The 25480-nt window shown below is 68.3% G+C and carries 25 protein-coding genes; 16 read left to right on the forward strand and 9 right to left on the reverse strand.

Annotated features, from left to right (window positions below):
- Positions 1-3 precede the first annotated feature (3 nt).
- Entirely contained in the window at positions 4-831 is an 828-nt protein-coding gene (ubiG, locus tag HRV97_RS01450) for a bifunctional 2-polyprenyl-6-hydroxyphenol methylase/3-demethylubiquinol 3-O-methyltransferase UbiG (RefSeq protein WP_174191925.1), read from the reverse strand.
- Positions 832-884: 53 nt separating this feature from the next.
- Here ubiG and HRV97_RS01455 point away from each other — a divergent pair, with 53 nt between their 5' ends.
- A complete protein-coding gene (locus HRV97_RS01455; RefSeq protein WP_174191926.1) occupies positions 885-2153 on the forward strand; it encodes an aspartate kinase in 1269 nt (422 codons plus the stop codon).
- A 246-nt stretch (positions 2154-2399) separates the two neighbouring features.
- Here HRV97_RS01455 and HRV97_RS01460 read toward each other — a convergent pair whose 3' ends face one another.
- The gene (locus HRV97_RS01460) at positions 2400-2816 is read right to left on the reverse strand and encodes a secondary thiamine-phosphate synthase enzyme YjbQ (RefSeq protein ID WP_174191927.1); all 417 of its coding nucleotides are present in this window, start codon (positions 2814-2816) and stop codon (positions 2400-2402) included.
- A 37-nt stretch (positions 2817-2853) separates the two neighbouring features.
- On the opposite strand from HRV97_RS01460, the gene HRV97_RS01465 reads away from it, so the two are divergent.
- The 8 genes from HRV97_RS01465 (at position 2854) to pal (ending at position 9603) form a co-directional block, all read left to right on the forward strand.
- Positions 2854-3885: an NAD(P)H-dependent flavin oxidoreductase gene (locus HRV97_RS01465; protein WP_174191928.1), complete on the forward strand. Its 1032-nt coding sequence runs from the start codon at positions 2854-2856 to the stop codon at positions 3883-3885.
- A 115-nt stretch (positions 3886-4000) separates the two neighbouring features.
- On the forward strand, positions 4001-4795 hold the full coding sequence (locus tag HRV97_RS01470; protein ID WP_174191929.1) for a hypothetical protein: 795 nt from the start codon (positions 4001-4003) through the stop codon (positions 4793-4795).
- Positions 4796-4887: 92 nt separating this feature from the next.
- Positions 4888-5361, forward strand: a complete 474-nt coding sequence (locus HRV97_RS01475) for a YbgC/FadM family acyl-CoA thioesterase (RefSeq protein ID WP_174191930.1) — start codon at positions 4888-4890, stop codon at positions 5359-5361.
- Positions 5358-6050: a protein TolQ gene (tolQ, locus tag HRV97_RS01480; RefSeq protein ID WP_174191931.1), complete on the forward strand. Its 693-nt coding sequence runs from the start codon at positions 5358-5360 to the stop codon at positions 6048-6050. The genes HRV97_RS01475 and tolQ overlap by 4 nt, the downstream gene beginning before the upstream one ends.
- Positions 6051-6062: 12 nt before the next feature.
- Positions 6063-6494, forward strand: a complete 432-nt coding sequence (gene tolR, locus HRV97_RS01485) for a protein TolR (RefSeq protein WP_174191932.1) — start codon at positions 6063-6065, stop codon at positions 6492-6494.
- Positions 6494-7603 (forward strand): cell envelope biogenesis protein TolA, encoded by a 1110-nt coding sequence (locus tag HRV97_RS01490; RefSeq protein WP_174191933.1) that lies wholly within the window; start codon positions 6494-6496, stop codon positions 7601-7603. The genes tolR and HRV97_RS01490 overlap by 1 nt, the downstream gene beginning before the upstream one ends.
- Positions 7594-9009: a Tol-Pal system beta propeller repeat protein TolB gene (gene tolB, locus HRV97_RS01495; protein ID WP_425505725.1), complete on the forward strand. Its 1416-nt coding sequence runs from the start codon at positions 7594-7596 to the stop codon at positions 9007-9009. The genes HRV97_RS01490 and tolB overlap by 10 nt, the downstream gene beginning before the upstream one ends.
- Before the next feature lie 69 nt (positions 9010-9078).
- Positions 9079-9603, forward strand: coding sequence for a peptidoglycan-associated lipoprotein Pal (gene pal / locus HRV97_RS01500; RefSeq protein WP_174191935.1), 525 nt, complete (start codon positions 9079-9081; stop codon positions 9601-9603).
- 114 nt (positions 9604-9717) lie between these two features.
- Here pal and HRV97_RS01505 read toward each other — a convergent pair whose 3' ends face one another.
- Together HRV97_RS01505 and HRV97_RS01510 are read right to left on the reverse strand one after the other, a co-directional pair.
- On the reverse strand, positions 9718-10530 hold the full coding sequence (locus HRV97_RS01505) for an oxygenase MpaB family protein (RefSeq protein WP_343044403.1): 813 nt from the start codon (positions 10528-10530) through the stop codon (positions 9718-9720).
- Between the two features lie 37 nt (positions 10531-10567).
- The gene (locus HRV97_RS01510; protein ID WP_425505711.1) at positions 10568-11077 is read right to left on the reverse strand and encodes a Ros/MucR family transcriptional regulator; all 510 of its coding nucleotides are present in this window, start codon (positions 11075-11077) and stop codon (positions 10568-10570) included.
- Positions 11078-11377: 300 nt separating this feature from the next.
- Here HRV97_RS01510 and HRV97_RS01515 point away from each other — a divergent pair, with 300 nt between their 5' ends.
- The 7 genes from HRV97_RS01515 to HRV97_RS01545 all read left to right on the forward strand — a co-directional run bounded on the left by HRV97_RS01515 (position 11378) and on the right by HRV97_RS01545 (position 20472).
- Complete coding sequence (locus tag HRV97_RS01515; RefSeq protein ID WP_425505712.1) at positions 11378-12817, forward strand: amidohydrolase; 1440 nt, start codon at positions 11378-11380, stop codon at positions 12815-12817.
- Entirely contained in the window at positions 12814-14154 is a 1341-nt protein-coding gene (locus HRV97_RS01520) for an amidohydrolase family protein (protein ID WP_174191937.1), read from the forward strand. Before HRV97_RS01515 ends, HRV97_RS01520 begins: the two co-directional genes overlap by 4 nt.
- Before the next feature lie 180 nt (positions 14155-14334).
- The gene (locus HRV97_RS01525) at positions 14335-15753 is read left to right on the forward strand and encodes a glycoside hydrolase family 130 protein (protein WP_174191938.1); all 1419 of its coding nucleotides are present in this window, start codon (positions 14335-14337) and stop codon (positions 15751-15753) included.
- A 388-nt stretch (positions 15754-16141) separates the two neighbouring features.
- Entirely contained in the window at positions 16142-18076 is a 1935-nt protein-coding gene (locus tag HRV97_RS01530) for a heme lyase CcmF/NrfE family subunit (RefSeq protein WP_174191939.1), read from the forward strand.
- A gap of 77 nt (positions 18077-18153) precedes the next feature.
- Complete coding sequence (locus HRV97_RS01535) at positions 18154-18621, forward strand: DsbE family thiol:disulfide interchange protein (RefSeq protein WP_174192594.1); 468 nt, start codon at positions 18154-18156, stop codon at positions 18619-18621.
- Positions 18618-19013: a cytochrome c-type biogenesis protein CcmH gene (locus HRV97_RS01540; protein WP_174191940.1), complete on the forward strand. Its 396-nt coding sequence runs from the start codon at positions 18618-18620 to the stop codon at positions 19011-19013. Before HRV97_RS01535 ends, HRV97_RS01540 begins: the two co-directional genes overlap by 4 nt.
- 88 nt (positions 19014-19101) lie before the next feature.
- A complete protein-coding gene (locus HRV97_RS01545; protein WP_174191941.1) occupies positions 19102-20472 on the forward strand; it encodes a cytochrome P450 in 1371 nt (456 codons plus the stop codon).
- 46 nt (positions 20473-20518) lie between these two features.
- On the opposite strand, the gene HRV97_RS01550 is transcribed toward HRV97_RS01545, so the two are convergent.
- The 5 genes from HRV97_RS01550 to HRV97_RS01570 all read right to left on the reverse strand — a co-directional run bounded on the left by HRV97_RS01550 (position 20519) and on the right by HRV97_RS01570 (position 25478).
- Positions 20519-21544, reverse strand: a complete 1026-nt coding sequence (locus tag HRV97_RS01550; RefSeq protein ID WP_174191942.1) for a response regulator — start codon at positions 21542-21544, stop codon at positions 20519-20521.
- A gap of 6 nt (positions 21545-21550) precedes the next feature.
- Positions 21551-22000, reverse strand: coding sequence for a response regulator (locus HRV97_RS01555; protein ID WP_174191943.1), 450 nt, complete (start codon positions 21998-22000; stop codon positions 21551-21553).
- Complete coding sequence (locus HRV97_RS01560) at positions 21997-23511, reverse strand: sensor histidine kinase (RefSeq protein WP_174191944.1); 1515 nt, start codon at positions 23509-23511, stop codon at positions 21997-21999. Before HRV97_RS01560 ends, HRV97_RS01555 begins: the two co-directional genes overlap by 4 nt.
- 72 nt (positions 23512-23583) lie before the next feature.
- On the reverse strand, positions 23584-24363 hold the full coding sequence (locus tag HRV97_RS01565; RefSeq protein ID WP_343044404.1) for an exonuclease domain-containing protein: 780 nt from the start codon (positions 24361-24363) through the stop codon (positions 23584-23586).
- Between the two features lie 17 nt (positions 24364-24380).
- A complete protein-coding gene (locus tag HRV97_RS01570; RefSeq protein ID WP_174191945.1) occupies positions 24381-25478 on the reverse strand; it encodes an MBL fold metallo-hydrolase in 1098 nt (365 codons plus the stop codon).
- Positions 25479-25480 lie beyond the last annotated feature (2 nt).

Raw genomic sequence — 25480 nt, forward strand, 5'->3', positions numbered from 1 at the left:
TGCTCAGCCGGCAGGCTTTGGCAGGGCAGCGGGGTTCGGTAGCGTGACCATGTTCTGCCCTTGTGGCGAGTCCTCCACTCGCCGCGCAGTCAGGAAATAATCGAGTGTCGTCGATTGGCCGAGCGCGAAACCGTTGGTCGACAGAATCAGCCCGGTCGTGTCGATCACTTCCAGCCCAGCCTCGCGCACCATCGCGGCGAGTTCGTCGGGGGTGAGGAACTTGTCCCAATCGTGCGTGCCGCGCGGGATGATGCCGGTGCGCTCCGCCCCCTCGACCAGCGCCAGGCGGGTCAGCCAGGTGCGGTTGGGCGTCGACATGACGAGCAATCCGCCGGGCGCGACCGCGTCCGCGAGGCCGCGCACGAAGGCGGCGGGGTCGGAGACGTGCTCGATTACCTCCATCGAGGTGACGAGATCGAAGCGCTCGCCCGCCGCGGCCTCGATTCCGCCGACGCGGTAGTCGATCGCGAGCCCGCGGCGTGAAGCGTGGTCGCGCGCGACCGAGATGCTCTCGCCCGCGGCGTCGATCGCGGTGACGCTTGCCCCTAGTCGCGCGAGCGGTTCGGCGAGCAGCCCGGCGCCGCAACCGACGTCGAGCACGCGTTTACCGCGGAGCGCCTGGAAGCTATGATCGTCGAGGTCCCAGTGGCTGTCGACGCGCTGGCGCAGATATTTCAGCCGCACCGGGTTGAGACGGTGGAGCATCGCCGACGAGCCCTTCGGGTCCCACCATTCCGCCGCCATACGCCCGAAATGCGCCGCCTCGCGGTCGATCACCGATGCGTGAACGGGGCTGGAAGTCGTCGCGGTTGTTACGGTTGCGGTCGTCATGGCGCGATCCTATCAGGACCGCCCTCTTACCCCAAGGCGTTTGGACCAGCGGCATGGCGCGCATCGTGATGAAGTTCGGCGGCACCTCGATGGCGGGCATCGAGCGCATCCGTTCGGTCGCCGCGCGCGTCAAACGCGAGCATGACGCGGGCAACGAGGTGGCGGTGGTCGTCTCCGCGATGGCGGGGGAGACCGATCGGCTGGTCGGTTTCTGCCGCGAGGCGTCGCCGCTCTACGATCCGCGCGAATATGACGTGGTGGTGGCTGCTGGCGAGCAGGTGACGAGCGGATTGCTCGCGATCGCCCTACAGGCGATCGGGGTCAGCGCGCGGTCGTGGCTGGGGTGGCAATTGCCGATCCACACCGATCAGGCGTTCGCCAAGGCGCGGATCGGGGAGATCGACACCGAGGCGCTGAACGCGAGCCTGTCGGCGGGCGAGGTCGCGGTGATCCCCGGCTTCCAGGGCGTCAGCGAAGACGGGCGGATCACCACGCTGGGGCGCGGCGGCTCGGACACCTCGGCGGTGGCGGTCGCGGCGGCGATGAAGGCGGATCGGTGCGACATCTACACCGACGTCGACGGCGTCTATACCACCGACCCGCGCATCGTGCCGCGCGCGCGCAAGCTACGCCAGGTGACGTACGAGGAGATGCTCGAACTGGCGTCGGTCGGCGCGAAGGTGTTGCAGACGCGCTCGGTCGGGCTCGCGATGAAGGAACAGGTGCGCGTTCAGGTGCTGTCGTCGCTGACCGGCGACGATGCGCCCGCGGCGGATACATTGCCCGGCACGATGATCGTGGGCGAAGAGGAGATCGAAGACGTGGAACGCCAGCTCATCACCGGCATCGCACACGACAAGAACGAGGCCAAGATCACGCTGACGGGCGTGCCCGACAAGCCCGGCTCGGTCGCGGCGATTTTTGCGCCGTTGTCGGCGGCGAACATCAACGTCGACATGATCATCCAGAACATCGCACACCGCAGCAGCGGATCGACCAGCGCGACCGACGTCACCTTCACCGTGCCGTCGGCCGACCTGCCGCGCTCGATCGAGGCGCTCAACCAGGCGCGGGGCGAGATCGGCTTCGGCGAGCTGATCCACGACACGCGGGTGGCGAAGATCAGCGTCGTCGGCGTCGGCATGCGCAGCCACGCGGGTGTCGCCTCGACAATGTTCGAGACGCTGGGCGCGCGCGGGATCAACATCCTCGCCATCTCGACCAGCGAGATCAAGGTCAGCGTGTTGATCCACGAGGACGAGACCGAGCTGGCGGTGCGTGTGCTGCACACGGCGTACGGGTTGGACGCTGAGGCGGCGTAGGCGACCTGCTTCCCTCCCTGGAAGGGAGGGGCTGGGGGTGGGTTGAGGCAGGAGGTGACCTGTCGTGTCGAGCCGACCCACCCCCGATCCCTCCCTTGTCAGGGAGGGGAGATTAGGATGATGCATGTCGCTTGAGCGGCGCGCTTCATCACCGTCAACCCCGGACTTGATCCGAGGTCCCGCTTCTGGTGGCCGGGTGCGAAGAAGCGGGATCCGGGGGCTAGCCCGGGATGACGAATGCGGCGGCTACTCCCCGATGACGTGAAGTGCGACGCGGCGGCGATGCGGTGCGGCGCGGTGTTCGAACAGGTAGATGCCCTGCCAGGTGCCGAGCACGGGCTCGCCGCGCGCGCCGGGCACCGACAGCGACACGTCGGTCAGCGCGGTGCGCAGGTGGGCGGGCATGTCGTCGGGGCCTTCGTCGTCGTGTTCGTAATCGCGGGCTTCCGGCGCGACGTGCGCGAAATAGCGCTGGATATCGCGGCGGACGGCGGGGGCGGCGTTTTCGTTGATGAGCAGCGACGCCGAGGTGTGGCGGCAGAACACCGTCAGCAGCCCGGTCTCGATCGCCTGCCCGTCCAGCCAACGCGTAACCTCGTCGGTGATCTCCACCAGCCCTTGTCCGCGGGTCTGGATCGCCAGTTCGCCCGATGCCTGCTTCATGCTTTCTCCATTGCGCCGCCCGCGCTAGGGCCGGTCCATGAACGAGATGAACAACGTCGGCGCCGATCGCCTGTCCCGCCGCATGGAACGCGGCTGCGCCTTTCTCGGGTCCGAGGTCGCGATCATGGCGGGCGCGATGTCGTGGGTGTCGGAGCGCAACCTGGTCGCCGCCATGTCGAACGCGGGCGGGTTCGGGGTGGTCGCGTGCGGCGCGATGACGCCGGCGCTGCTCGACGCGGAGATCGCAGGCACCAAGGCGCTGACCGAGCGGCCGTTCGGGGTCAATCTGATCACGATGCACCCGCAGCTGGACGAATTGATCGCGGTGTGCGCGGCGCACGACGTCGGCCACGTCGTGCTGGCGGGCGGGTTGCCGCCGAAGGGTTCGCTGGAGGCGATCAAGGCGTCGGGGGCGAAGGTCATCTGCTTCGCACCGACGCTGGCGCTGGCGAAGAAGCTGATCCGCTCCGGTGTCGACGCTCTGGTGATCGAGGGGATGGAGGCGGGCGGACATATCGGTCCGGTTTCGACCAGCGTGCTGGCGCAGGAGATGCTGCCCGAGATCGCGGACAAGGTGCCGGTGTTCGTCGCCGGCGGGATCGGGCGCGGCGAGGCGATTGCGGGTTACCTCGACATGGGCGCGGCGGGGGTGCAGCTCGGCACGCGCTTCGTCTGCGCGACCGAGTGCGTGGCGCACCCGAACTTCAAGCGCGCGTTTATCCGTGCCTCGGCGCGCGACGCGGTGGCGAGCGTGCAGATCGACCCGCGTCTGCCGGTCATTCCGGTACGCGCGCTGAAGAATGCCGGCGGCGAATTGTTTACCGCCAAGCAGCGCGAGGTCGCACAGCGGCTGGACGAGAGCGTGGTCGCGATGGCCGAAGCGCAGCTCGAGATCGAGCATTATTGGGCGGGTGCGCTGCGCCGCGCGGTGATCGACGGCGACATCGAGCACGGCAGCGTGATGGCGGGCCAGTCGGTCGGCATGGTGACCAAAGAGGAGCCGATCGCCGACATCATCGCGCAATTGATGACCGAGGCGGCCGACGCGCTGCGCGCCCGCGCGGCGTGACGCGACCAATGACGGCGTGAACAGGGTGAACCGCGCACGGTCCGCCGCATGATTACCGCGCGTTAACCAATCGCCGCCTACAAGCGATCCGACCGGGGGGCCGGAAGGATTCGTGATGCGTAGGTTGCCGCTCCACAAGATCGTCGTCGTGAGCACGTTGGCGCTCGCCGGCTGCGCCAAGGTCGCGCCGCCGCCGGTCGTCGCGACGCTGCCGCCGCCCGCGCCGGTCGTGGCGCAGATGCCCAAGGGCGGACGTCCGGGCATGGTGATCCCGATCCGGATGGCCGACGGCAGCTACGCCACGCCCAATCGCGCGCTGACCGAGGCTGCGACGATGTGGCATTTGCGCACCGCGCTGAACGTCGCCGCGCTCGCGTGTCGTGACGGTGAGGAAGCGCAGACGACGGCGGCCTACAACGCGATGCTGACCGCGCGAAAGCCGGCGCTGGCGAAGGCGGAGGCGAGCCTGTCGGCGGAGTTCAAGGCGCGCGGCGGCGATTGGCGCGACAGCTACGACGACGCAATGACGCGACTGTACAATTACTGGTCGCAGGATTTCGCGCGCGCCGGCTTCTGCGCCGCGGCGAAGCAGGCGCTGACCGCCGCGCCGGCCGTGCCCGATGCCGAGTTCGCGCAATTCGCGAGCGTGCAGCTCGTCGCGCTCGACCAGCCCTTCACCGATTTCTTCCGCGCGTACGATGCGTGGCGGACGCAGTCCGCGCTTGTGCCGGTCGCGCCGCGACCGCTGGCGGCACCAGTGGTCGCGACCGCGGCCACGGTGCAGGCGGTGCCGGGTGCCGAGCCGCGCCCGCAGGTCGTGACGCAGGCGGTGCCCGCGCGCGCGACCGCGACGCCGCTGGTGGCAAAGGACCTGCCGCGGATCAGCGTGGACGCGTCGTCGCTCAACTAGGTTAAGTCGAGTAGGATCGACCTGGCCCGCGAGCGGGCTTCCGTCGCGCGTTGGTCTTGGTTAAAGCCCGACGAATGTCGGATGGCGGACCAATGCCCGCGAGTGGAGGCTTCGAGGGCAGGGTGCACCTGTTCCCGCTGCGCGTCTATTTCGAGGATACTGATCTCTCGGGTGTCGTCTACCACGCCAATTACCTGCGCTACATGGAGCGCGCCCGGTCGGACATGCTGCGCGTCGCCGGCATCGATCAGCGCGCGCATTTCGAGGGCGAAGGCGCCGCCTACGCGATCCACGACCTGCAGATCCGCTACGCCGCGCCGGCACGGCTCGACGATGCATTGGTGGTCCATTCCACCGTGGAGGCGGTGACGCCTGCGCGCGTCGTCATTCATCAGACAGTCAGGCGCGACGCGCTCTTGTTGACGCGCGGCGTCGTCACCGCGGCGCTGGTCGGACCCGATGGGCGACCGCGGCGGCAACCGGCGGCGTGGCTCGACCTGTACCGCACGCTGATGCCATTCAACGACCTTGATACTCATACCGACACTGGGGAGCCTGTCACTTGAACCCGATCGTGAACACCGACGCGGCGACGCTGTCGCCGATCGCCTTGTTCCTTCAGGCCGACTGGGTGGTGAAGGGCGTGATGCTGGGGCTGCTGCTCGCCAGCATCTGGACCTGGGCGATCATTGTCATGTTCTGGCTGAAGGTCGGGCGCACGCGCAAGGCGACCGAGACGTTCGAGCGCGATTTCTGGAAGGCGGAGGATATCGACGCTTTCTACAAGTCGAAGGGCAATGCCGATCTGCCGTCGGCGCGCGTGCTGGCGGCGGGTGTCGCGGAATGGCGCCGATCGACGCAGGGGCAGGTGATCGACCGCGAGGGCACGCGCGACCGGCTGGCGACCACGATGGGCGCGGCGGTCGCGAAGGAGATCGACGAATTGTCCGACCGGCTGAACGTGCTGGCAACGGTCGGGTCGGTCGCGCCGTTCGTGGGGCTGTTCGGCACCGTCTGGGGCATCATGCGCAGCTTCACCTCGATCGCGAGCCAGCAGAACACGAGCCTGGCGGTGGTGGCGCCAGGTATCGCGGAGGCGCTGTTCGCGACCGCGATCGGCCTGTTCGCCGCCATCCCGGCGGTGATCGCGTACAACCGCTTCAGCCACGGCATCAACCGGATCGAGGCGCGGCTGAACCGCTTCGCCGACGGCTTCCACGCGACCTTGTCGCGCCAGCTCGACCGCGAGCGCTGAGGGGCCGACGCGATGGCGATGCATCTCCCTTCCGGGCGGAGCCGCGGGCGGCGCGCGCCGATGGCGGACATCAACGTGACCCCGCTGGTCGACGTCATGCTGGTGCTGCTCATCATCTTCATGGTGACCGCACCGCTGTTGACCGCGGGGGTGCCGGTGAACCTGCCCGACAGCCGGGCCAAGCCGCTCGACCAGGAAAAGCAGCCGACCGAGATCTCGCTCGACGAGCAGGGCCGCATCTTTATCGCCAAGGAAGAGATGTCGTTCGACACGCTGTCGGCGCGGCTCGACGCGATCGCTGCCGCGGCGCAAGGGTCTGAGCCGCCGCAGGTGTACCTGCGCGCCGACCGCAAGCTCGATTACGGGCAGGTGATGCGCGTGATGGGCGAGCTTAACCGCGCCGGGCTGAACCGCGTGGCGCTGGTGACGGTCGGGGAGGATTGATGGACCGCACCGAGAAGGTCGGTCTTGGCGTCGCCGCCGCAGGACACGTCCTGCTGTTCGGCGCGATGTCGCTCGGCTTTCTCGACAGTCCCAATCCGGTCAAGCTGAAGCAGACGCCGGTCGAGGTCAGCCTGGTGCCCGACGTAGCGCTGGAGGCGGCAGCGCCGGCGAGCAGCGAGGCACCGTCTGAGCGCGTTTCGCCGGAAGAAGGTGAGCCCGAGGACGCGGCGCCACCCGCCGCCGAACCGGAGCCCGCGCCAGAGCCGGCGCCTGCGCCCGCTCCCGCGCCAGCACCGCCACCCAAGCCGGCACCGAAACCCGAGCCTAAGCCCGAGCCACGCCCGGAGCCGAAGCCCGCGCCCGCGAAGCCTGCGCCCAAGCCCGCCCCGCCGAAGCCCCAACCCAAGCCGAAGCCGGTCCCCGCGCCCAAGCCGCAGCCGAAGCCCAAGCCCGCGGTGCGCGAGGCAGAGCAGAAGGCGCCGGCGAAACCCGCGGCCAAGCCGGCCCCGGCGAAACCTGCTGCCAAACCGGCGCAGAAACCCGCGGCGCAGACCGGCAGCGGTAAGGCGAGTGCGTCCAAGCCGAGCAACGCGACCAGCGACGCCAAATCGTCGGGCAAGCCCGCGGCAAAGCCTGCTGCCAACCGCGGCAGCGGCGCGACCGAGACGGCCAAGGCCGAGCGGCCACGCGGCGGGCGGCTGGGTTCCGACTTCCTCAAAGGCCTGTCTGCCGAGCCGAGCAAGGCGCGCAACAGCGATGCACCGCCATCGGCCGCGCGCGTCGACGGGGCCGCGCTCGCCGCGATCCAGCAGGCGATCGCGCGGCAGATCCAGCCGTGCGCCGATCGGCAGGTCGACCCCGGTCCCGGCGCGAACCAGATCGTGACGACGCTCAACCTCAGGCTCAACCGCGACGGCACCTTGTCGGCGACGCCGACGATGGTGCGCCAGCGCGGGGTCGACGAGGATAATGAGCGTTACGCGCGCCGCGTGGTCGACCTGGGGATCGCAGCGTTTAAGGGCTGTTCGCCGCTGAAATTGCCGGCCGAATATTATGCCACCGCCAACGGGGGGTGGAGCAACATCAACTATAATTGGAAATTGCGGTGAGGATTCGCGCGCTTCTTCTCGGGCTGACCTGTCTTGCCGCGCCGGCGCTGGCGCAGGACGTGCCGCCCGTCACGCTCAACCCGCCTGCCGGGGCCCAACCGCCACAGTTACCCGCGCAAGCCGCGCCGGGGCAAACGCCGCCGCCGCTGGAAGTCGACGTGACCGGCGGCATCTCCGCGCCGATGCCGATCGCGATCCCCGCGATGCCGACGCCCGCGGTCACCAGCACCGCCGCAGGGTCGACCGACGCGCTGGGGCGTCAGCTCTCCGACATCATTGCCAACGACCTGCGCGCGTCGGGGCTGTTCACGCCAATCCCGCCGGCGCAACTGCGCACCATCATGTTCCCCGAAGTGACCGCGCCGGCGTACGATTACTGGGGCGGAACCGGCGCGCAGGCGCTGGTGCAGGGCTATATCCGCGCCAACGGCGACGGGTCGCTGACGGTCGGCTGCTATCTGTACGACGTGACCGCGCGCGCGGAGTTGGTGCGGCAGGGCTTCGTTGTGCCGCCGTCGCAGTGGCGCCGCGCCGCGCACAAATGCGCCGACGCGATTTACGCGCGCCTGACCGGCGAAGGGCCGTACTTCGACAGCCGCGTGGTCTATGTCTCGGAGACGGGCCCGAAGGGGAACCGGATCAAGCGGTTGGCGATCATGGACCAGGACGGTGCCAATCACCGCTTCCTGACCGCGGGATCGTCGATCGTGCTGACGCCGCGCTTCGCGCCCAATCAGCAGTCGATCGTCTACATGAGCTATGTCGGCAAGAACCCGGCGATCTACGTTTACGACATCGGCACGGGCAAGCAGCGGCTGGTGGTGCAGAATGCGGCGACGACCTTCGCGCCGCGTTTCTCACCCGATGGGCGCTGGATCCTGTTCTCGCGCGCGGACGGCGGCAATACCGACATCTACCGCGTGTCGAGCGCGGGCGGCGGGACGCCGCAGAAGCTGACCAACTCCCCCGGCATCGACACCGGCGGCAGCTACTCGCCCGATGGCAGCCGTATTGTGTTCGAGAGCGACCGATCGGGTGGGCAGCAGATCTACGTCATGAACGCCGACGGATCGAACCAGCAGCGGATCAGCTTCGGCGGCGGGCGCTACGCGACCCCGGTGTGGAGCCCGCGCGGCGACCTGATCGCGTTTACCAAGCTGGCGGGATCGTTCCGCATCGGCGTGATGAGCCCCAATGGTTCCGGCGAGAAACTGCTGACCGACGGCAACCAGGACGAGGGGCCGAGCTGGTCGCCCAACGGCCGCGTCATCACCTTCTTCCGCTCGGGCCGCGGCAGCGCGGGCAAGGCGGATTTGTGGTCGGTCGACCTGACGGGCGTCAACGCGCGGCGTATTCCAACGCCACTCGACGGCTCCGATCCGGCGTGGGGACCGCTCCAACCGTAACTGCTTTATCGCGTGGGTTCCGCGCATTACCCCTGGGCTTCTCCAGGGATCATCACGGGAGTAAAGACCATGGCACGACTGACGACGACGATCCTGCTGGTGGGCGCGCTCGCCGCGAGCACGGCTTGCTCGAAGAAGCGGCCCGCGGTGCTGCCGCCCGCCGCCGGCGACGCGCCCCCCGCCTATCAGGACCCGAACGGCGGGTTGAACGGCGGCGCGGGCGCAGTGACGCCGGGATCGGCGGCCGATTTCAAACGCTCGGTGACCAGCGACACGGTGCTGTTCGCGCTCGACATGTACGACATCGACAGCGAGGCGCGCGCGATCCTCGACACGCAGGTGCAGTGGCTGACGCGCTACCCCAACGTGCGCGCGACGATCGAGGGCCACGCCGACGAGCGCGGCACGCGCGAGTACAACCTCGCGCTCGGCGACCGTCGCGCCAATGCGGCGAAGAATTATCTCGCCGCGCGCGGCATCTCGCCGTCGCGGTTGAGCGTCATCAGCTATGGCAAGGAACGCCCAGCCGCACTCGGCTCGGACGAGGCGAGCTACGCGCAGAACCGCCGCGCGGTGACGGTGGTGGTGAACTGACGAAGATTGGTGCAGTCATCTGACGCTTGCTGGAACGGTTAGGGTAAGCAGTTAAGCGCAACGTCCGTCACCCCGGATCAAGTCCGGGGTGACGATCGGTTGAAGTGAAAGTGGCTAGGCTTTTAGCGCCCAGCGCAGCACGCCGCCCATGCGGTTCGCGCCGAACCGCAGCGCCGGTCGCGCGAAGGCGGGGAGACTCCGCCCGTGCAACGCCTGCGCCCAGGGCGGCAGCAGGTCGATCGCGGCGGCGACCGCGAGGTTCATCGCCGAGGTGGTCGCGCGGTCGTCGCCCGGCGCGAGCAGCGCCGCGGCAACTTCGCGCGTGCGGTGATCGGCACGCAGCTCGGGGCGGATGCGCGTGAGATAGCGGTCGATCTCCGCGCGCGAGCGCGGCACGTCGGTCGCGCCGAGTGCTTCGGCGATGCCGGCGGTCTCGGTGAAATAGCGGTCCTGGTCCGCGGCGCTCATCGCCGGGTCGCGATAACGCAGATAGGCGCGCAGGAAGCTGTCGACCTCGGCGACATGGACCCAGGTGAGCAGGTGCGGATCGTTGGCGTCGTAGCGCGTGCCGTCGGGCAGCGTGCCGTGGACGCGGTCGTGGATGCGGCGAACCTGCGCGATCGAGGCGCGCGCGCGCTCGGTCGAACCGAAGGTGGTGGTGGCGATGAAGCGCGCCGTCCGCTTCAACCGACCCTGCCGGTCGTCGCGAAAGCCCGAGTGATCCCACACGCCCGCGAGCGCCAGCGGGTGGAGCATCTGGAGCAGCAGCGCCGAGATGCCGCCAATCATCATGGCGGAAAAATCACCGTGGACGCGCCACGTCGGCGATGCGGGGCCGAACAGCCCGTCGTCACCGGGTGGCCGCGTCAGGTCGACCTCGCCCGAGCCGACCAGCGCGCGCACCCGCGTGGCGAGTGCGGCGCGCACATTGTCGGTCAGGGGCGAGGGTAAACGTGGCGAGAGGTCAGGCCTCGGTCGCGGCAGCAGCGGCCGCCTTGCGTCCACGGCGCGGCGCGGGTGCCTCGGCCTCGTCGGTGGTGGCTGCGGGCTCGGCGGCGTCGGCCTTCGCCTTGCGGCCAAGGCCGATCTTCTTCGCCATGTCGCGGCGCGCTTCCGAGTAATTCTCGGCCACCATCGGGTAGTCCGGCTTCAGGCCGTAACGCTGGCGATACTCGTCGGGGGTCAGGCCCTGTCCGGCGAGGTGACGACGCAAGGTCTTGTACGGCTTGCCGTCGATCAGCGAGATGATGTGATCCTTCGACGCCAAGGACTTACGCACCGACACGGCGGGCGTGTACTCGGTCTCGGGCTCTTCGGTGCTTTCGGGCGTGGCGGCGCCGGTCAGGTTGCTCACCGCTTGATGCATCTGCTGCAGGAAGGCGGGCACGTCTTCACTGGCGGCACGCGTGTTCGGATTGGAAAGCCAGGCGATGGTAAGCTCGGTTGCAAGCTCCACGGTGTTGTTGGTCGTCACATCTTCATTCACTGAACCTGGCTCCTTCTTTACACGGGTGTAGATATCACTCGCTCGCGGGTGGTCAACACGCCGTGTTGTAAAAATCAACATAACGACATCATGGTTGCACAATTCTTTCGATGATCATGAGTTAACCCGTCATCGTGCGCGCAAGTATCGCGGTGCCGAAGATCGGCGATGAAGCGCCGGTCGGGTGCGGATTGACTGCCTGTTACCGCGTCGATCGGTTGGTTTACCGCTTGCGTGGGTCTGGCCGGCGCGTCAGGATCGCTGACACAAGCATAATGGGGGCGAAACATGGCAAGGGGGAGCGCGGGCAGCGCGCTGGGGATGGTCGCGGCGCTGGCATTGGTGCTGCCGGCGTGCACGCAGGCAGGAACGCGTCCGCAATCCGCCTCGCGCGGCGATGCGCGGGGCACGAGCAAGGCGGCGCCCAAGCCTTATTCGCGCGATCCATACCCTTCGACCTACCGCGTCTATCCCGGCGTGCCGACGCTGCTCACCAACGTCACCGTGTTCGACGGCGAGGGCAACCGGATCGAGCGCGGGCAGGTGCTGTTCGCCGATGGCAAGATCGTCGCGGTGGGGCAAACCGTCTCCGCGCCGGCTGGTGTGACCACGATCGACGGCACCGGCAAGTTCGTGACCCCCGGCATCGTCGACATTCACAGCCACCTGGGCGATTACCCCAGCCCGCAGGTGCGCGCGCTGAGTGACGGCAACGAGGCGACCGCGCCCGTCACCGCCGACGTCTGGGCCGAGCACAGCGTCTGGCCGCAAGACCCCGGCTTTTCTCGCGCGCTGGCGAACGGCGGCGTCACCACGCTGCAGATCCTGCCCGGCTCCGCCAACCTGTTCGGCGGGCGCAGCGTGGTGCTGAAGAACGTCTACGCGCGCACGACGCAGGCGATGAAGTTCCCCGGCGCACCCTACGGGCTGAAGATGGCGTGCGGCGAGAATCCGAAGCGTGTCTACGGCGGCAAGGGGCGCGAGCCCTCGACGCGGATGGGCAACATCGCGGTCGATCGCGCGACCTGGGCGAAGGCGGCGGCGTACAAGCGCAAGTGGGATCGCTACGACGCCGACGGCGGCGACATGCCCGACCGCGACATCGCGATGGACACGCTGCGCGGCGTGCTGTCGGGCGAGATCCTGGTGCAGAACCACTGCTACCGCGCCGACGAGATGGCCAACGTACTCGATATGGCCAAGGAGTTCGGCTACCACGTCGAGGCGTTCCACCACGCGGTCGAGGCGTACAAGATCGCCGACCTGCTGCGCGCCAACAACACCTGCGCCGCTGTCTGGGCCGATTGGTACGGGTTCAAGATGGAGAGCTACGACGGGATCGGCGAGAACCTGGCGATCCTGGAGAAATCGGGCGCGTGCGGGATGATCCATTCCGACGACGAGAACGGCATCCAGCGATTGAACCAGGAAGTCGCCAAGGTACTCGCCTCCGCGCGCCATTCGGGCATCGAGATCAGCGACGCGGCGGCCTGGAAGTGGCTGTCGCTCAACCCCGCCAAGTCGCTGCGCATCGCCGACCGCACCGGCAGCCTTGTGCCGGGCAAGATGGCGGATGTGGTGCTGTGGAACGGCAATCCGTTCAGCGTCTATACCCGGCCGGAGAAGGTGTGGATCGACGGCGCGCTGCTGTACGATGCCGACAATCCGCGGCTGCGGCCGGTGAGCGACTTCGAGTTGGGACAGCCGGGTTCGGGAGACGTCAAGTGAAGCGCGCTTTCCTTCTCGCCGCCGCTGCTGTTCTCGCGGGGCAGGCGGCTGCGCAAACGAGGTCCCCGCAAAGTACCACTTTGCGGGGTGGGACCGTCGCGATCACCGGCGGCACCGTCGCGATCGGTGACGGCTCCGCGCCCATCCAGGGCGGCACCGTCGTGGTGCAGAACGGCCGGATCGTCGCCGCCGGGCGCGGTGTCGCGGTACCCGCGGGCGCGCAAGTGATCGACGCGACCGGCAAGTGGGTCGCGCCCGGCTTCGTCGCGGGCTTCTCCAACATGGGGCTGGAGGACGCCGACGGGGTCGAGGAGAGCAACGACGTCACCGCACGGCAATCGCCGTTCAACGCCGCGATCGACATCGCGCCCGCGATCAACCCGTCGAGCGTCATCATCGCCAACGAGCGGCTGGGCGGCGTCACCCGCGCGATCGTCTCGCCGCGCTCGGCCGGGTCGATCTTCGCGGGGCAGGGTGCGGTGATCGGGCTGGCGGGCGACGCGGAGGCGGTGATCCGCCCGCGTGCGTTCCAGTACGTCGAGATGGGCGAGGAGGGCGCGCAGCAGTCGGGCGGCAGCCGCCCTGCCGCCTATGCAGCACTTCGCGACGCCTTCGCGCAGGCGCAGGATTACCGCCGTTCACCCGCCACGTTCGACGGGCGTGGCCGCGATGCGCTGATCAAGCGCGGCGACGCGGCCGCGCTGGTGCAGGTGCTCGACGGGCGTGTGCCGCTGCTGGTCCATGTCGAGCGCGCGAGCGACATCCGCTCGGTGCTGTCGCTCAAGCGCGATTACCCGCAGGTCAAGCTGGTGCTGGTCGGCGTCGCCGAAGGCTGGCTGGTCGCGCGCGAGATTGCGGCGGCGCGCGTCCCCGTCATCGCGCAGGCGCTGGCCGACCTGCCCGCCTCGTTCGAGCAGGTCGCGGCGACCGAGTCGAACGTCGGGCGGATGGCGGCGGCGGGCGTGACGGTCGCGATCTCGACGCTCGGCTACAATGACGCGCCGGGCGAGCATGTGGTGAAGCAGTTCGCCGGAAATCTGGTCGCGATCACGCGCGTGCCGGGTGCCACCGGGCTCGATTGGGGCCGCGCGCTCGCCACCATCACCAGCGCGCCGGCCGCGGCATTGGGGATGGACGGCGAGATCGGGTCGCTTCGCCCTGGCCGACGCGGCGACGTGGTGATGTGGGACGGCGATCCCTTGGAGCTGTCGTCTAAGCCGGTCGCGATCTGGATCGACGGCAAGCCGCAGCCGATGCGCTCGCGTCAGACCGAGCTGCGCGACCGTTACCTCATCCCGACCGAGGGCGCACTGCCCAAGGCGTACGAGCGGCGCTGATTCCAGCGGGGCGGGACGGCTGGCGTGCCGGCCCGCCCACTTGGCGAACGAACCTGATCTGTATCGATCCGTTACCGACCGCGACGATTTGTGTCGCGCCGGGAGCGGAATGCGGTTGCCGCCGTTGGGTGCGCTGTGCGGGCCGCGTTTCGCGCTCGCGCCGTCGGAGAACACCCGCCCATGTCGCAGTTGCTCAATACCGCCACGCTGTCCGTGGAGTCGCCCGCCGACGATCGGGGCGTGGAGCTGCCGCTGACGGGACAGCCGGCGAACGTGACCACGGCCGAGCTAGAACGCATCCACCCACACGCGAAAACCGCCGCCGAGGTGTTCACCAAGCTCGACCTCGAGCTCAAGCCCGACCCCTCGCGTACGGTGGTGCGGCCGTTCTCGTTCGGTTATCCCGACGCCTTCGCCGAAGGGCGCACCCCGCGCGTCAAGGCGGCGGCCGAACGCGTCATGGCACTGTCGCCCGAGATGCGATCGCGGATGCGCGACCTGTTGATGAAACCGATGTGCGAGCGACACCGCAACGTGAAAGACACGTTCCTGCGCCGCTACGACGAGATGCGCGGCGAGATCGGCGACGTAGCGGCGGACGAAACCGACCGCGTGCTGATCGGCGCGTATTTCAGCCAGGAATATGCGTTCGAATCGGCCGCGCTGTTCAACCCAAGCATGGTTGCACTAACCGAGGAAGCGCCGTCCAGACCGGGCGCGATCCGTTTCCTGTTGTCGCTGCGCGGAATCGGTGAAGGGCATATCTCGTCCGTGACGTTCCGCACCGGTGAGTGGGACGGGGAGCACGGCGTGACGCTCGATCCACCGAGTTCCCACGGCGTGCCGCCGCGCGTGGAGCAGCACCACGACGATTGGCTGCGCTTGATCTGCGAGGACAGTCAGGACCCGTCGGAAACGGTGATCTTTCCGGTGTTACCGAGCCAGCGGCAGGGCATCGAGGACGTGCGGCTCGTCAACTTCACCGACGACGACGGCACGCGCAGCATCCTGGGCACTTATACAGCGTTCGACGGGAAGAACGCGCGACAGGAAATGCTGCGCGGCGTCGACCTGCGCACCGTTGAGATGCGTGCGCTCACCGGCCGGATGACAGGCTACAAGGGCATGGCGCTGTTCCCGCGCCGCATCAACGGCGACTTCGTCATGCTGGGGCGGCAGGACAGCGAGAACATCTGGCTGCTGCGCTCCGACGACATGGACACGTGGGAAACGGGCGAGCTGATCATGGCGCCCAAATATCCGTGGGAGTTCGTGCAACTCGGCAATTGCGGCTCGCCGATCGAGATCGACGAGGGCTGGCTGGTGTTCACGCACGGCGTCGGCCTGGTGCGCGGTTACTGCGTCGGCGCATGCCTGCTCGACAAGGATGATCCGTCCAAGGTGCTGATGCGCACGCCCTCGCCGCTGCTGTTCCCGAGCGCCGAGCAGCGCGGCGGCTACGTGCCCAACGTGACCTATAGCTGCGGCGGGTTGCTGCACGGGCGACGCGTGCTGCTGCCTTACGCGATCGGCGACGAATACAGCGCCTTCGCGGTCGCGGAGGTCGACGACATCCTGTCGGTGATGGAGCCGGCGTGAGCCGGCTGTCCTACACAGTTCCGGCCGGGTAGGGCGATGTCACTCAGGTGCGCGGAACTGGGCCGGTGCCTGGTCGTGCGCGGGAGCAGCGACGGTTTGGCCACTATCAACCCACCCGCGTACGATCCTTTGACATAACCCTATCCTTTCACGTCAGCCTTGCCGCAACATGCAGCCCGGCACCCTCGGCCGATACGACGCATTGGCCTCACCTTCGCCTGGCCTTTTCGCCGGTCGTGTTTGCGCGTTGGGCTGACCTTAGCGTGACCTTCCACGGTTCGTGCCTTTCGTATTGGCGTGACCTTCGCGTGACCTTTCGCGCCTTCTGGCCCTCCCGGCCGCGTCCGGCTAAGGCGGGGGTCGCCGTGCCTCAGCTCCGACATCCCGCATGACTGCCGAATTCGGCCTCGCCGCGCTCTGGTTCGCGGCCACGCTTGCCGTGTTGCAGATCGCTCTGTCGGTGATCGCATTGCGACGCGGGCGCGCCGACGTGGCGGCGGCGATGCGGCCGGTCGCGATCATTCAGGGGGCGCTAGTCGCGCTCGCGATGGCGGCGCTGATCGCGTGTTTCTTAGGCTCGGACATGTCGGTGGCGCTGGTCGCCACCAACAGCCATTCAGCGAAACCGTGGCTGTACAAGTTCGCGGGCGCGTGGGGAAATCACGAAGGCTCGATGCTGCTATGGGTGACGATCCTGGGGCTGGCGGGCGCAGGCGTCGCGCAGTTCGAGCAGCGTCTGCCCGAGCGAACGCTGATCGCGACACTGGGAGCGCAGGCCGCGATCGCGCTCGGCTTCTACGCCTTTCTGCTGTTCGCCTCGAATCCCTTTGCACGGCTCGACCCGGCGCCGCGTGACGGTGCGGGGCTCAATCCATTGTTGCAGGACCCCGGCCTCGCGTTTCATCCGCCGACGCTCTACGCCGGCTATGTCGGGCTGTCGGTCGCCTTCTCCTTCGCGGTCGGCGCGCTGGTGACGCGTGACGTCGGGCCGGTGTTCGCGCGCGCGATGCGGCCGTGGGTGCTCGGCGCATGGGTGTTCCTAACGCTGGGGATCACTGCGGGGTCCTATTGGGCCTATTACGAGCTCGGCTGGGGCGGGTGGTGGTTCTGGGACCCAACCGAGAACGCGAGCCTGATGCCGTGGCTGGCGGCGACCGCCTTGCTCCACTCGGTTAGTGTGCTGGCGACGCGCGATGGCTTGCGCGCCTGGACGATCATGCTGGCGGTGGTCGCCTTCTCGATGAGCATGATCGGCACATTCTTGGTGCGATCGGGCATCCTGACGAGCGTCCACGCCTTTGCGGTCGACCCGACGCGCGGCAGTTTTATCCTGGCGCTGCTGGTGATCTACATCGGCGGCGCGCTGGCGCTGTTCGGCGCGCGCGTCGGCACCGTCAGGCAGGGGAACGTGTTCGATCCGCTGAGCCGCGAGGGCTCGCTGGTGGTCAACAACCTGCTGCTGTCGGTGATCCTGGGCGTGGTGCTGATCGGTACCTTCTACCCGATCGTCGCGGGCGCGATGGGCACGCAATTGTCGGTTGGCGCACCGTTCTTCGACCAGACAGTCGGGCCGCTCGCGCTGATCCTGGTGGCGGTGATGGCGGCAGGGCCGCTGATGCGGTGGCGGCGCGACGAGGCGGCGGCGGTGATCGAGCGGCTGCAATGGCCGATCGCCGCCGCGTTGTTCGCGGTCGTCGGCGTGTTCGTGCTCGGCGGCTGGATCGGGGTGCTGTCGCTCGCCGGCCTGGGGCTGGCGGCGGGGCTGGCGGTGGCGAGCGTCGCGCCGCTCGCGAAGCGCAACCTGCGCCGCGCACCGCTGACCTTGTGGGGCATGGTGGTCGCGCATCTGGGCGTGGCGGTGAGCCTGGCGGGCATGGCGGCGTCGAGTGCGTTCACCACCGAGCGGCTGGCGGCGGTCTACGTCGGCGATCCGGTGCGGGTGGCGGGGTTCACCGTCACGCTCGACGGCGTGCGCCCGGTGATCGGCGACAATTGGACCGCGCTGGAGGCGAGGCTGTTGGTGAGGGACGGCGACGATGCGCCGTTGGTGCTCCACCCGCAGGTGCGTTATTTCACCACGCCGATGACGACCACCAACGAGAGCGCGATCGCGACGCTGGGCGGCGGGCAGCTCTACACCGTCTTGGGCGCACTGGGTGACGATGGGCGGTGGCAGTTGCGGCTGTGGTGGAAGCCGTTCGTGACGCTGATCTGGCTGGGCGGCGCGATGATCGCGCTGGGCGGCGCGCTGTCGATCGTCGGGCATCAGTGGCGCGGGTGGCAGCGACGGCGGCGGCGCGCGGACATGGAGTGGTTCGCGTGAGCGGCGCAGCGAGCGGGGGCAGACGCTGGCTCGTCTGGCTGCCGCTGTGCGCGTTCGGCGTGATCGTTGCGGTGGTGATGTGGGGCCTGTACCTGCCCGCCGACCGTACTGTTTATTCCGCGATGCTCGGCAAGCCGCTGCCCGCCTTCACGCTGCCGCCGATCGCGGCGGGCAAGCCGGGGCTGTCCGACAAGGACTTCCGCCAGGGCAAGCCGCGGCTGCTCAACGTCTTCGCGAGTTGGTGCGTGCCATGCGTCGCCGAGGCACCGCAGTTGATGACGCTAAAGGCGGCGGGCGTGCCGATCGACGCGGTGGCGATCCGCGATACCGGTCCCGCGATCACCGGCTTCCTGCGCCGCAACGGTGACCCGTACTCGCGGATCGGCGATGACGCGACCAGCCGGCTGCAACTGGCACTCGGCTCGTCGGGGGTGCCTGAGACGTTCGTGATCGACGGACGGGGCGTGGTCCGGATGCAGCACGTCGGCGACATTCGCGCGGAGGATGTCGCCACGTTGCAGCAGGCGTTGGCAGCGGCTGAGTGAGGACGCGTCTGTTGCTCGCGCTGGCGTTGGTGGCCGCGCCCGCGAGCGCGCAGCGCCCACCCGCGGCGCTCGCCTACACGCAGCTCAGCGACCCAGCGCAGGAGGCGCAGGCACGCGCGCTGATGGAGACGCTGCGCTGCCTCGTCTGTCAGGGTCAGTCGATCGCGGATTCGGACGCCGACATGGCGGGCGACATGCGCGCTTTGGTGCGACAGCGGATCGCGGGCGGCGAGCGGCCCGACCAGGTACGTCAGTGGCTGATCGCGCGCTACGGCGATTACGTCACCTTCGACCCGCCGATTGGGGGCAAGACCTGGCCATTATGGCTCGCCCCGCTCGTGCTGCTAGGTGTCGGGGCGGTGATCGCGCGCGCCTCGTTCCGCCGCCGTTAGAAAGCGTTTTGCCAGTGCGGCAAACACGCTAAGGTTCGCCAGAACAAAAGTTACAGCAGGCGCACTGCCGGGCGAACAGGAGAGCGGCATGCATCTGGTGAGCGACCATATCGTCGAGGGGCGGCATGGCCCGACCTTTCCGCAAGCGTATCCGACCTTGCCGGGCGTGCGGCTGACCGACATTCGCGCTTTCACCGGTGGGCAGCCCTGGGCCGATTACGCCGCGATGCGCGCGCAGGCGCCGGTGATGTGGCACGAGGGGCCACGCACGAGTGGCGGTAGCGCGGGCGTCGGTTTTTGGGCGGTGACCGGGTACGAGGACGTCAAGCGCGTCAACGGCGACCCCGACACCTTTTCCTCGGAAGCGGGTGGCATCCTGATGGGGCTGGGACCGGAGGAGACGCGCCACCCGACGCTCTTCTCCGCCTCGACCAACTCGATGATCAACCTCGACGGGCGACCGCACCGGCAACTCCGCCGCGAGCACATGCCTTATTTCACCGCCAGCTACATGAGGGGGCTGCGCGAACGAGTGAGGGCGGAGGTGACGCGGTTGCTCGACGCGATGGCGACGCTTGGCAAGTGCGACTTTGTCGAGAAGTTTGCGCAGCGGCTGCCGATCTTCACATTATGCGAGATGCTGGGCGTGCCCGCGGAGGACCGCGAGCGGTTCGTCGGCTGGATCCACTTCCTCGAATTGGCGCAGCAGGTCGCGGCCGAGCAGATCGAGCAGCTCGCCGGCCTGTCGGAGCCGAGCCCGCAGATCGCGGCGTTCATCGAATTGTTCAACAAGAACGTCGGTGAGATGTTCGAGTACGGCCGCGACATGCTGGCGAAGCGCCGCGCCAATCCGCAGAACGATCTGATGAGTGCGATCGCCAATGCCGAGGTCGAGGGCAAGCGGCTGCCGGGCGAGTATCTCGACGGTGCGTGGCTGCTGATCGTGTTCGCCGGCAACGACACCACGCGCAACACGCTGTCGGGCGCGATGAAGCTGTTTACCAAACACCCTGATCAGAAAGTGCGGCTGCAAGCAGACGGCGGCCTGCTGACCAACGCGGTGCACGAGATCACGCGCATGGTGTCGCCGGTCATCTACATGCGCCGTACCGCCACCCGCGACGTCGAGTTGAATGGGCAGATGATCGCCGAGGGCGAGAAGGTCATCATGTATTACGGCGCGGCGAACCGCGATGCCGCGATGTTCGCCGACCCCGACCGGTTCGACATCGCGCGGGCGAACGCGGGGAAGAACATCGCCTTCGGCTACGGCCCGCACCTGTGCATCGGGCGGATGACCGCGCAGGTGCAGCTGGAGGAAGCGTATCGGCAGATCTTCGCCCGCTTCCCCGACATCCATTGGTCGGGCGGGATCGACATTGCGCCCAACAATTTCGTTCACGCGCTTCGGCGGTTAGAGGTGGCGTTTACCCCGGAGCGGCAGGTGCGCGCAGCCTAGTGCCGTTGCGCGTCAGCGCGCACCGTCACCTGGAATCAGGCAAGCACTAAAGCGCGCCGGCCAGGATCGCGCGGGTGCCGCGGTGATGGGGATCATATTCGACCCTCGTGTCGAGGCTCTGGGCCATCGCGCGGATCAGCTTGGTGCCGACGCCGGTGCCCTTGGGCGCGGCATCCCCGATGCCGACGCCGTCATCCTCGACCAGCAGCCGGTACCGCGCATCGCCCTCACGCATCAGCATGATCCGCACCTCGCCCGCGCCGCTGGGGTAAGCGTATTTGCACGCGTTGCTGACGAGTTCGGTGACGATCACGCCCAAGGACACCGCACGGTCGGTCGGCAGGCGCACCGGTTCGGCGGCGAGCGTCAGTGCGCGCGGCGTCGCGGGGGTCGACCAAGTGGTGGTGAGTTCGTCGATCAGCGCGGTCAGATATTCGTGCATGTCGACGCTCTCGACCGCGGCGCCGGTGTAGAGGCGGCGGTGGACCTGCGCGATCGCGGTGATGCGGCGCTGCGTATCCTCCAGCGCGGCGCGCGCGGCGGCGTCGGTCAGCGCGCTCGATTGCAGCCGCACCATCGCGGTGACGAGTTGGAGCGAGTTGGCGACGCGGTGGTTGACCTCCGCGAGCAATGCCTCGAGCCGCGCGTTGCTGGCGCGCAAATCGTCCTCGGCGCGCCTGGTCTGACGCTCCAGGTCGCGACGCTCGATCACTTGCGCGAAGCTGGCCTCGAGCAGGTCAAAGAAGTCTTCGCCCGGCGTCTTCACGACGTAATCGGCGGCACCGGCACGCAGCGCGGCGATCGCGACGCGGCTTTCCTCCGACCCGGTGACGTACACGACCGCGGGCGGATTGGGCAGCGCGCGCAGCCGGCTCAGCGTTTCCAACCCGTCGATGCCGGGCATGTAATGGTCGACCGCGACGAGATCGAATGGCTCGCTCTCCGCCGCCGCCACGCCTGCCTCGCCGCCGTCGGCGGTGGTCACCGCGTAGCCGCGGCGTTGCAGCGCGCGCGACACCAACCGGCGGATACCGGCGTCGTCGTCGATGTAGAGGACGCGGCGGACGCTCACGCGCGCTTACCCGCCGTCGCCCAGGTCGGGCACCTGGATCACCGACAGGAACAGGCCGAGCTGGCGGATCGCCTGCGCGAAGCTCTCATAGTTCACCGGCTTGGTGATGTAGACGTTGGCGCCCAGATCGTAGCAGCGCTGAATCTCCACCTTGTCGTCGGTGGTGGTCAGCACGACGACGGGAGTGCGGCGCACCGGACCGTCGCTGCCCTTGATCTGCGCCAGGATGTCGGTGCCGCTCATGTCGGGCAGGTTGAGGTCGAGCAGGACCAATGCGGGGCCATTGCGCTGCGGGCCGTCCTCAGCCTTGAACAGATAGTCGAGCGCGCTGGTGCCGTCGGTGAAATGGCGAATGTCGTTCAGGATGCCGGCGCGGCGAATGTTCTTCTCGATCAGCCGGGCGTGGCCCTCGTCATCCTCGATCATCACGATATTGACGGATTGGGGAGCGTTCATTCTGCGCGGTCCTGCGGTTCGAGCGTGAGCGGAAGCGTTAGGCGGAAGGTGGCGCCTTCGCCAAGTGTCGATGATACATCGATATGTCCGCCGAGACGGAACACCAGCGCGCGCACCGTGGCAAGCCCGATCCCTTCGCCCGGCCGATCCTGCGTGCCGGAGCGGCGGAACAGGTCGAACACGCGCGAATGATCGCGCGGGTCGATGCCGCGGCCGTTGTCGACCACCTCGATGACGGCGCGCGATGCCTGGCGGCGGCCGCGCACCACGATCCGGCCGGGCACGCCGGGCTTGAGGTATTTGACCGCATTGTCGACGAGGTTGGACAGGATCTGGTCGAGCGAGAAGCGATCGCTGACCAGGTCGGGCATCGGTTTCTCGATCACTACCTCGGCATTCGCCTCGGTCAGGCGGTGCGTCATGGCGTCGCGGATGTTCTCCATCAGCGCGACCATGTCGAGCGGTTCGGGTGACAGCACGCGGCGGCCCTGGCGCGACAGCATCAGGATGGCGTTGATCAGCCGATCCATCTTCTGCGTCGAGGTGCGGATGAAACCGATCGCCTCGGGCAAATCCTCGCGCACCGCCAGCCGCGCGTCCTCGCTGACGAGCTGCGGCGCCTCCGCGTCGGCTCGGTCGATCAGCGTGGTGAGCGACTGGGTCGAGGCTTCGAGCTCGGCGGTGAAGCCCATGACGTTGACGAGCGGGGAGCGCAGGTCGTGGCTGACGATATAGGCGAAGCGCTGGATCTCCTCATTCGCGCGCGTCAGGTCGGCGGTGCGATCCTGCACGATCGTCTCGAGGTTGGCGTTGAGTTCATTCAAGGTGTCGCGCGAGCGGGCGAGATCGCGGGTATAGGACAAGACGGCTGCGAGTGAGATTGCGGCAACCAGAACCAGCAGCACGCCTGTCAGGGCGAGCATGACGTAGAACGTGCGGATCGCGTTCTGCAGTTCGCGATCACGCTGTGCGAGCAGCACGCGCTCGATCCCGATCATGCGGTCCATCGTGCGCCGCACGCCGATCATGCGGCGCGAGGCGGTTTCGGCACGGAACAGGGCGCGTGCCTCAGCGATGTCGCCCCCATCGATCAGCGCGATCGAGCGCGCTCGCGCAGCGACGATCGGCACGAGTTGCTGGTTGAGCGTCACCAGATTTCGGCGCTGCAGGTCGTTGTCAGCGATCAGATCGTTGAGCGCGGCGAGTCGCTGCGGCAATGCCGTCGCGGCCTTTCGATACGCATCCTTGAGGATCGAAACGTCGGGGGCGAGCAGATAGCCGCGCCGCGTCGTCTCGCCTTCCTCGATCAGGCGACGCAGGTCGAGGATGGTGTTCTCGACGCGGTAGGTGTGCTCGACCCAGCGTGCGTGGACCTGATTGCGCTGTGTCATCCAGGCGGCGGCGATGCCGGCGGCGACGAGCGCGAGAAAGCCGAGCGACATGAACGCGGTGAGCCGCTTGCCAATTGGGCTCTCGGCGGGGGACACGAACAAGGTGGACGAGCGGGCCATCGCGCCCGCGATAAGCAGCTAAACGGACCTATCACAAGTGCGATAGATTAGGCCCGTCGCCGGTTCCGGTGCTCAAAGCAGCAATTCCTGCGCAGTGGCGCGCCCGACGTGGCCGCCACCGCGCCGCCGCGCCATCTCGGTCTCGGCGGTGAAGCGGATGTCGGGATCGCGGTCGGTCATGAACTTGACGAGGCTCTCCTCCTCGATCTCGCGCCACTCCTTGCCGCGGTCGGGGCCGTAGCGCACGCGTGGCAGGAGGCCGGGCTCGTTGGACCATTGGACGAGTTGCGCGAGGCTCGCCTCGTTCAACTGATCGCGCAGGTGGTGCGCAGTGACATAGGCGTCGGGAAAGGCACGGTGCGCAGGCAGGCCGCGCTCATGTTCGAGGCCGCTGGGCTTGCGCCAGTAACGCAGCACCTGATTGGAGAAGGACGGGCTGTCGGGCCAGAGCCGGAGCGCGCATTTCCAGGTGCAGATCCAGTCGGCGTTGCGCGTGAACGACGGCGTACAGAATTGCTCCTCGAACGCGGCACGGTGCGCGGCGAGCGCGAGGCGGCGCGGATAGGGATCGAGCACCTGGCGTGCGACGTCGTGCCACCAGGGCGCGTCGGCGACGTCCTCGTCGCGGATGTGGTGGATCGCCTGCGTGACCGGGGGCATCGGGCGGCCGGGATTGACGAGGATGTTACCGCCGTCGCCGTAGAGTTCCCAGCGGCCGTCCTGACCGAGCGCCACGTCCTGCCAGCCGACCTCGCATACCGCGTGCGCGGGCGGGGCGGAGCCGGTGGTTTCGAGATCAATGACGCGAACGATCTGCGGTTGCGGGCGGGGGCGGGTGGTGAAGCTGGACACGGGTCGTAAATGGGCGTTCAGGCGCGCGAATACCACCACACGCCGTCTTGCGTGGTGCGCACCGCGCGGCCGGTGACTTCGAGGTGGCGCAGGTGCGCGAGCGCCTCGCCGGTCGCCATGCCGATCACGTCGGGGCCGATCGGGCGGCGGAACAATTGGGTGAAACAGTCGACCGCACGGCGCGGCTCGGTCATGTGCGCGACGAGTGCATCGAGGCGTTCGCGGTGCTCCTGCTCCAACGCATTCAGCCGCGCGTGGAGGCCGTGGAACGGGTCGCCGTGGCCCGGCAGAACGAGCAGGTCGTCGGGCAACTGCCGGAACCGCTCGATCGAGGCCAGCCAGTCGCCGAGCGGGTCGGCGCCGGGCTCGCCGGCGTGAAGCGAGATGTTGGAGCTGATCCGCGGCAACACCTGATCGCCCGCGATCAGGATGCGGCGGTCATAGTCGACCAGGCAGGCGTGCTCGGGCGAGTGGCCGCTGCCGACCACGACGTGCCAGTCGGCGCCGCCGATCCGCAGCACCTCGCCGTCGCGGATGCGGGTGTAGCCGAGCGGCAGGCCGGCGATCATCTTGGCGAAGCGCGCGGATCCGCCCTTGCTCGCTTCCGCGATCTGTTCCGCGTTCCAGCCCGCGCCGCGCCAGAAGGCGAGCTGCTCGTCCGGCATCTCCGCTCGCGCATCCGACGACAGCATTCGCGCGGTCAGCCACTCGGTGCGGGTCATCAGGATCGGCGCGTCGTCGAAGCGGCGCGACAGCCAGCCGGCGAGCCCCAGATGGTCGGGGTGCATGTGGGTGCACAGGATGCGGCCGATCCGTTCGCCTGCCAGCGGTCCGTCGAGCAGCGTGCGCCACGCCTCGGTGGTGCGCGGGCTGGCGGTGCCGGTGTCGATCGCGAGCAGGCAGGGGCCGCTCGCGTCCTGGTCGTCGAGGATCAGCCCGTTGACGTGCTTGAGCGGTCCCGACATCGGCACGCGCCACCAGCGGATGCCGGGCGCGATCGTCACCAGCTCGCCCGGCTGCGGCGCGCGGTCGCCGAAGGGATAGGTGAGGCCGGCGGCGCTGGTCGGGGTGAGCCCCTCGTGGCCGATCAGTCCGCGCTGGTGATGTGTCGCCATGC

The sequence above is a fragment of the Sphingomonas hominis genome (assembly GCF_013328205.1).
GTDB classification, from domain to species: domain Bacteria; phylum Pseudomonadota; class Alphaproteobacteria; order Sphingomonadales; family Sphingomonadaceae; genus Sphingomonas; species Sphingomonas hominis.

Bases quoted from the DNA above. Each gene is read 5' to 3' on its own strand.
- ubiG (WP_174191925.1), bottom strand. From the start codon at position 831: ATGACGACCGCAACCGTAACAACCGCGACGACTTCCAGCCCCGTTCAC.
- HRV97_RS01455 (WP_174191926.1), top strand. From the start codon at position 885: ATGGCGCGCATCGTGATGAAGTTCGGCGGCACCTCGATGGCGGGCATC.
- HRV97_RS01460 (WP_174191927.1), bottom strand. From the start codon at position 2,816: ATGAAGCAGGCATCGGGCGAACTGGCGATCCAGACCCGCGGACAAGGG.
- HRV97_RS01465 (WP_174191928.1), top strand. From the start codon at position 2,854: ATGAACGAGATGAACAACGTCGGCGCCGATCGCCTGTCCCGCCGCATG.
- HRV97_RS01470 (WP_174191929.1), top strand. From the start codon at position 4,001: ATGCGTAGGTTGCCGCTCCACAAGATCGTCGTCGTGAGCACGTTGGCG.
- HRV97_RS01475 (WP_174191930.1), top strand. From the start codon at position 4,888: ATGCCCGCGAGTGGAGGCTTCGAGGGCAGGGTGCACCTGTTCCCGCTG.
- tolR (WP_174191932.1), top strand. From the start codon at position 6,063: ATGGCGATGCATCTCCCTTCCGGGCGGAGCCGCGGGCGGCGCGCGCCG.
- HRV97_RS01490 (WP_174191933.1), top strand. From the start codon at position 6,494: ATGGACCGCACCGAGAAGGTCGGTCTTGGCGTCGCCGCCGCAGGACAC.
- pal (WP_174191935.1), top strand. From the start codon at position 9,079: ATGGCACGACTGACGACGACGATCCTGCTGGTGGGCGCGCTCGCCGCG.
- HRV97_RS01515 (WP_425505712.1), top strand. From the start codon at position 11,378: ATGGCAAGGGGGAGCGCGGGCAGCGCGCTGGGGATGGTCGCGGCGCTG.
- HRV97_RS01525 (WP_174191938.1), top strand. From the start codon at position 14,335: ATGTCGCAGTTGCTCAATACCGCCACGCTGTCCGTGGAGTCGCCCGCC.
- HRV97_RS01530 (WP_174191939.1), top strand. From the start codon at position 16,142: ATGACTGCCGAATTCGGCCTCGCCGCGCTCTGGTTCGCGGCCACGCTT.
- HRV97_RS01535 (WP_174192594.1), top strand. From the start codon at position 18,154: ATGTGGGGCCTGTACCTGCCCGCCGACCGTACTGTTTATTCCGCGATG.
- HRV97_RS01545 (WP_174191941.1), top strand. From the start codon at position 19,102: ATGCATCTGGTGAGCGACCATATCGTCGAGGGGCGGCATGGCCCGACC.
- HRV97_RS01555 (WP_174191943.1), bottom strand. From the start codon at position 22,000: ATGAACGCTCCCCAATCCGTCAATATCGTGATGATCGAGGATGACGAG.
- HRV97_RS01560 (WP_174191944.1), bottom strand. From the start codon at position 23,511: ATGGCCCGCTCGTCCACCTTGTTCGTGTCCCCCGCCGAGAGCCCAATT.
- HRV97_RS01570 (WP_174191945.1), bottom strand. From the start codon at position 25,478: ATGGCGACACATCACCAGCGCGGACTGATCGGCCACGAGGGGCTCACC.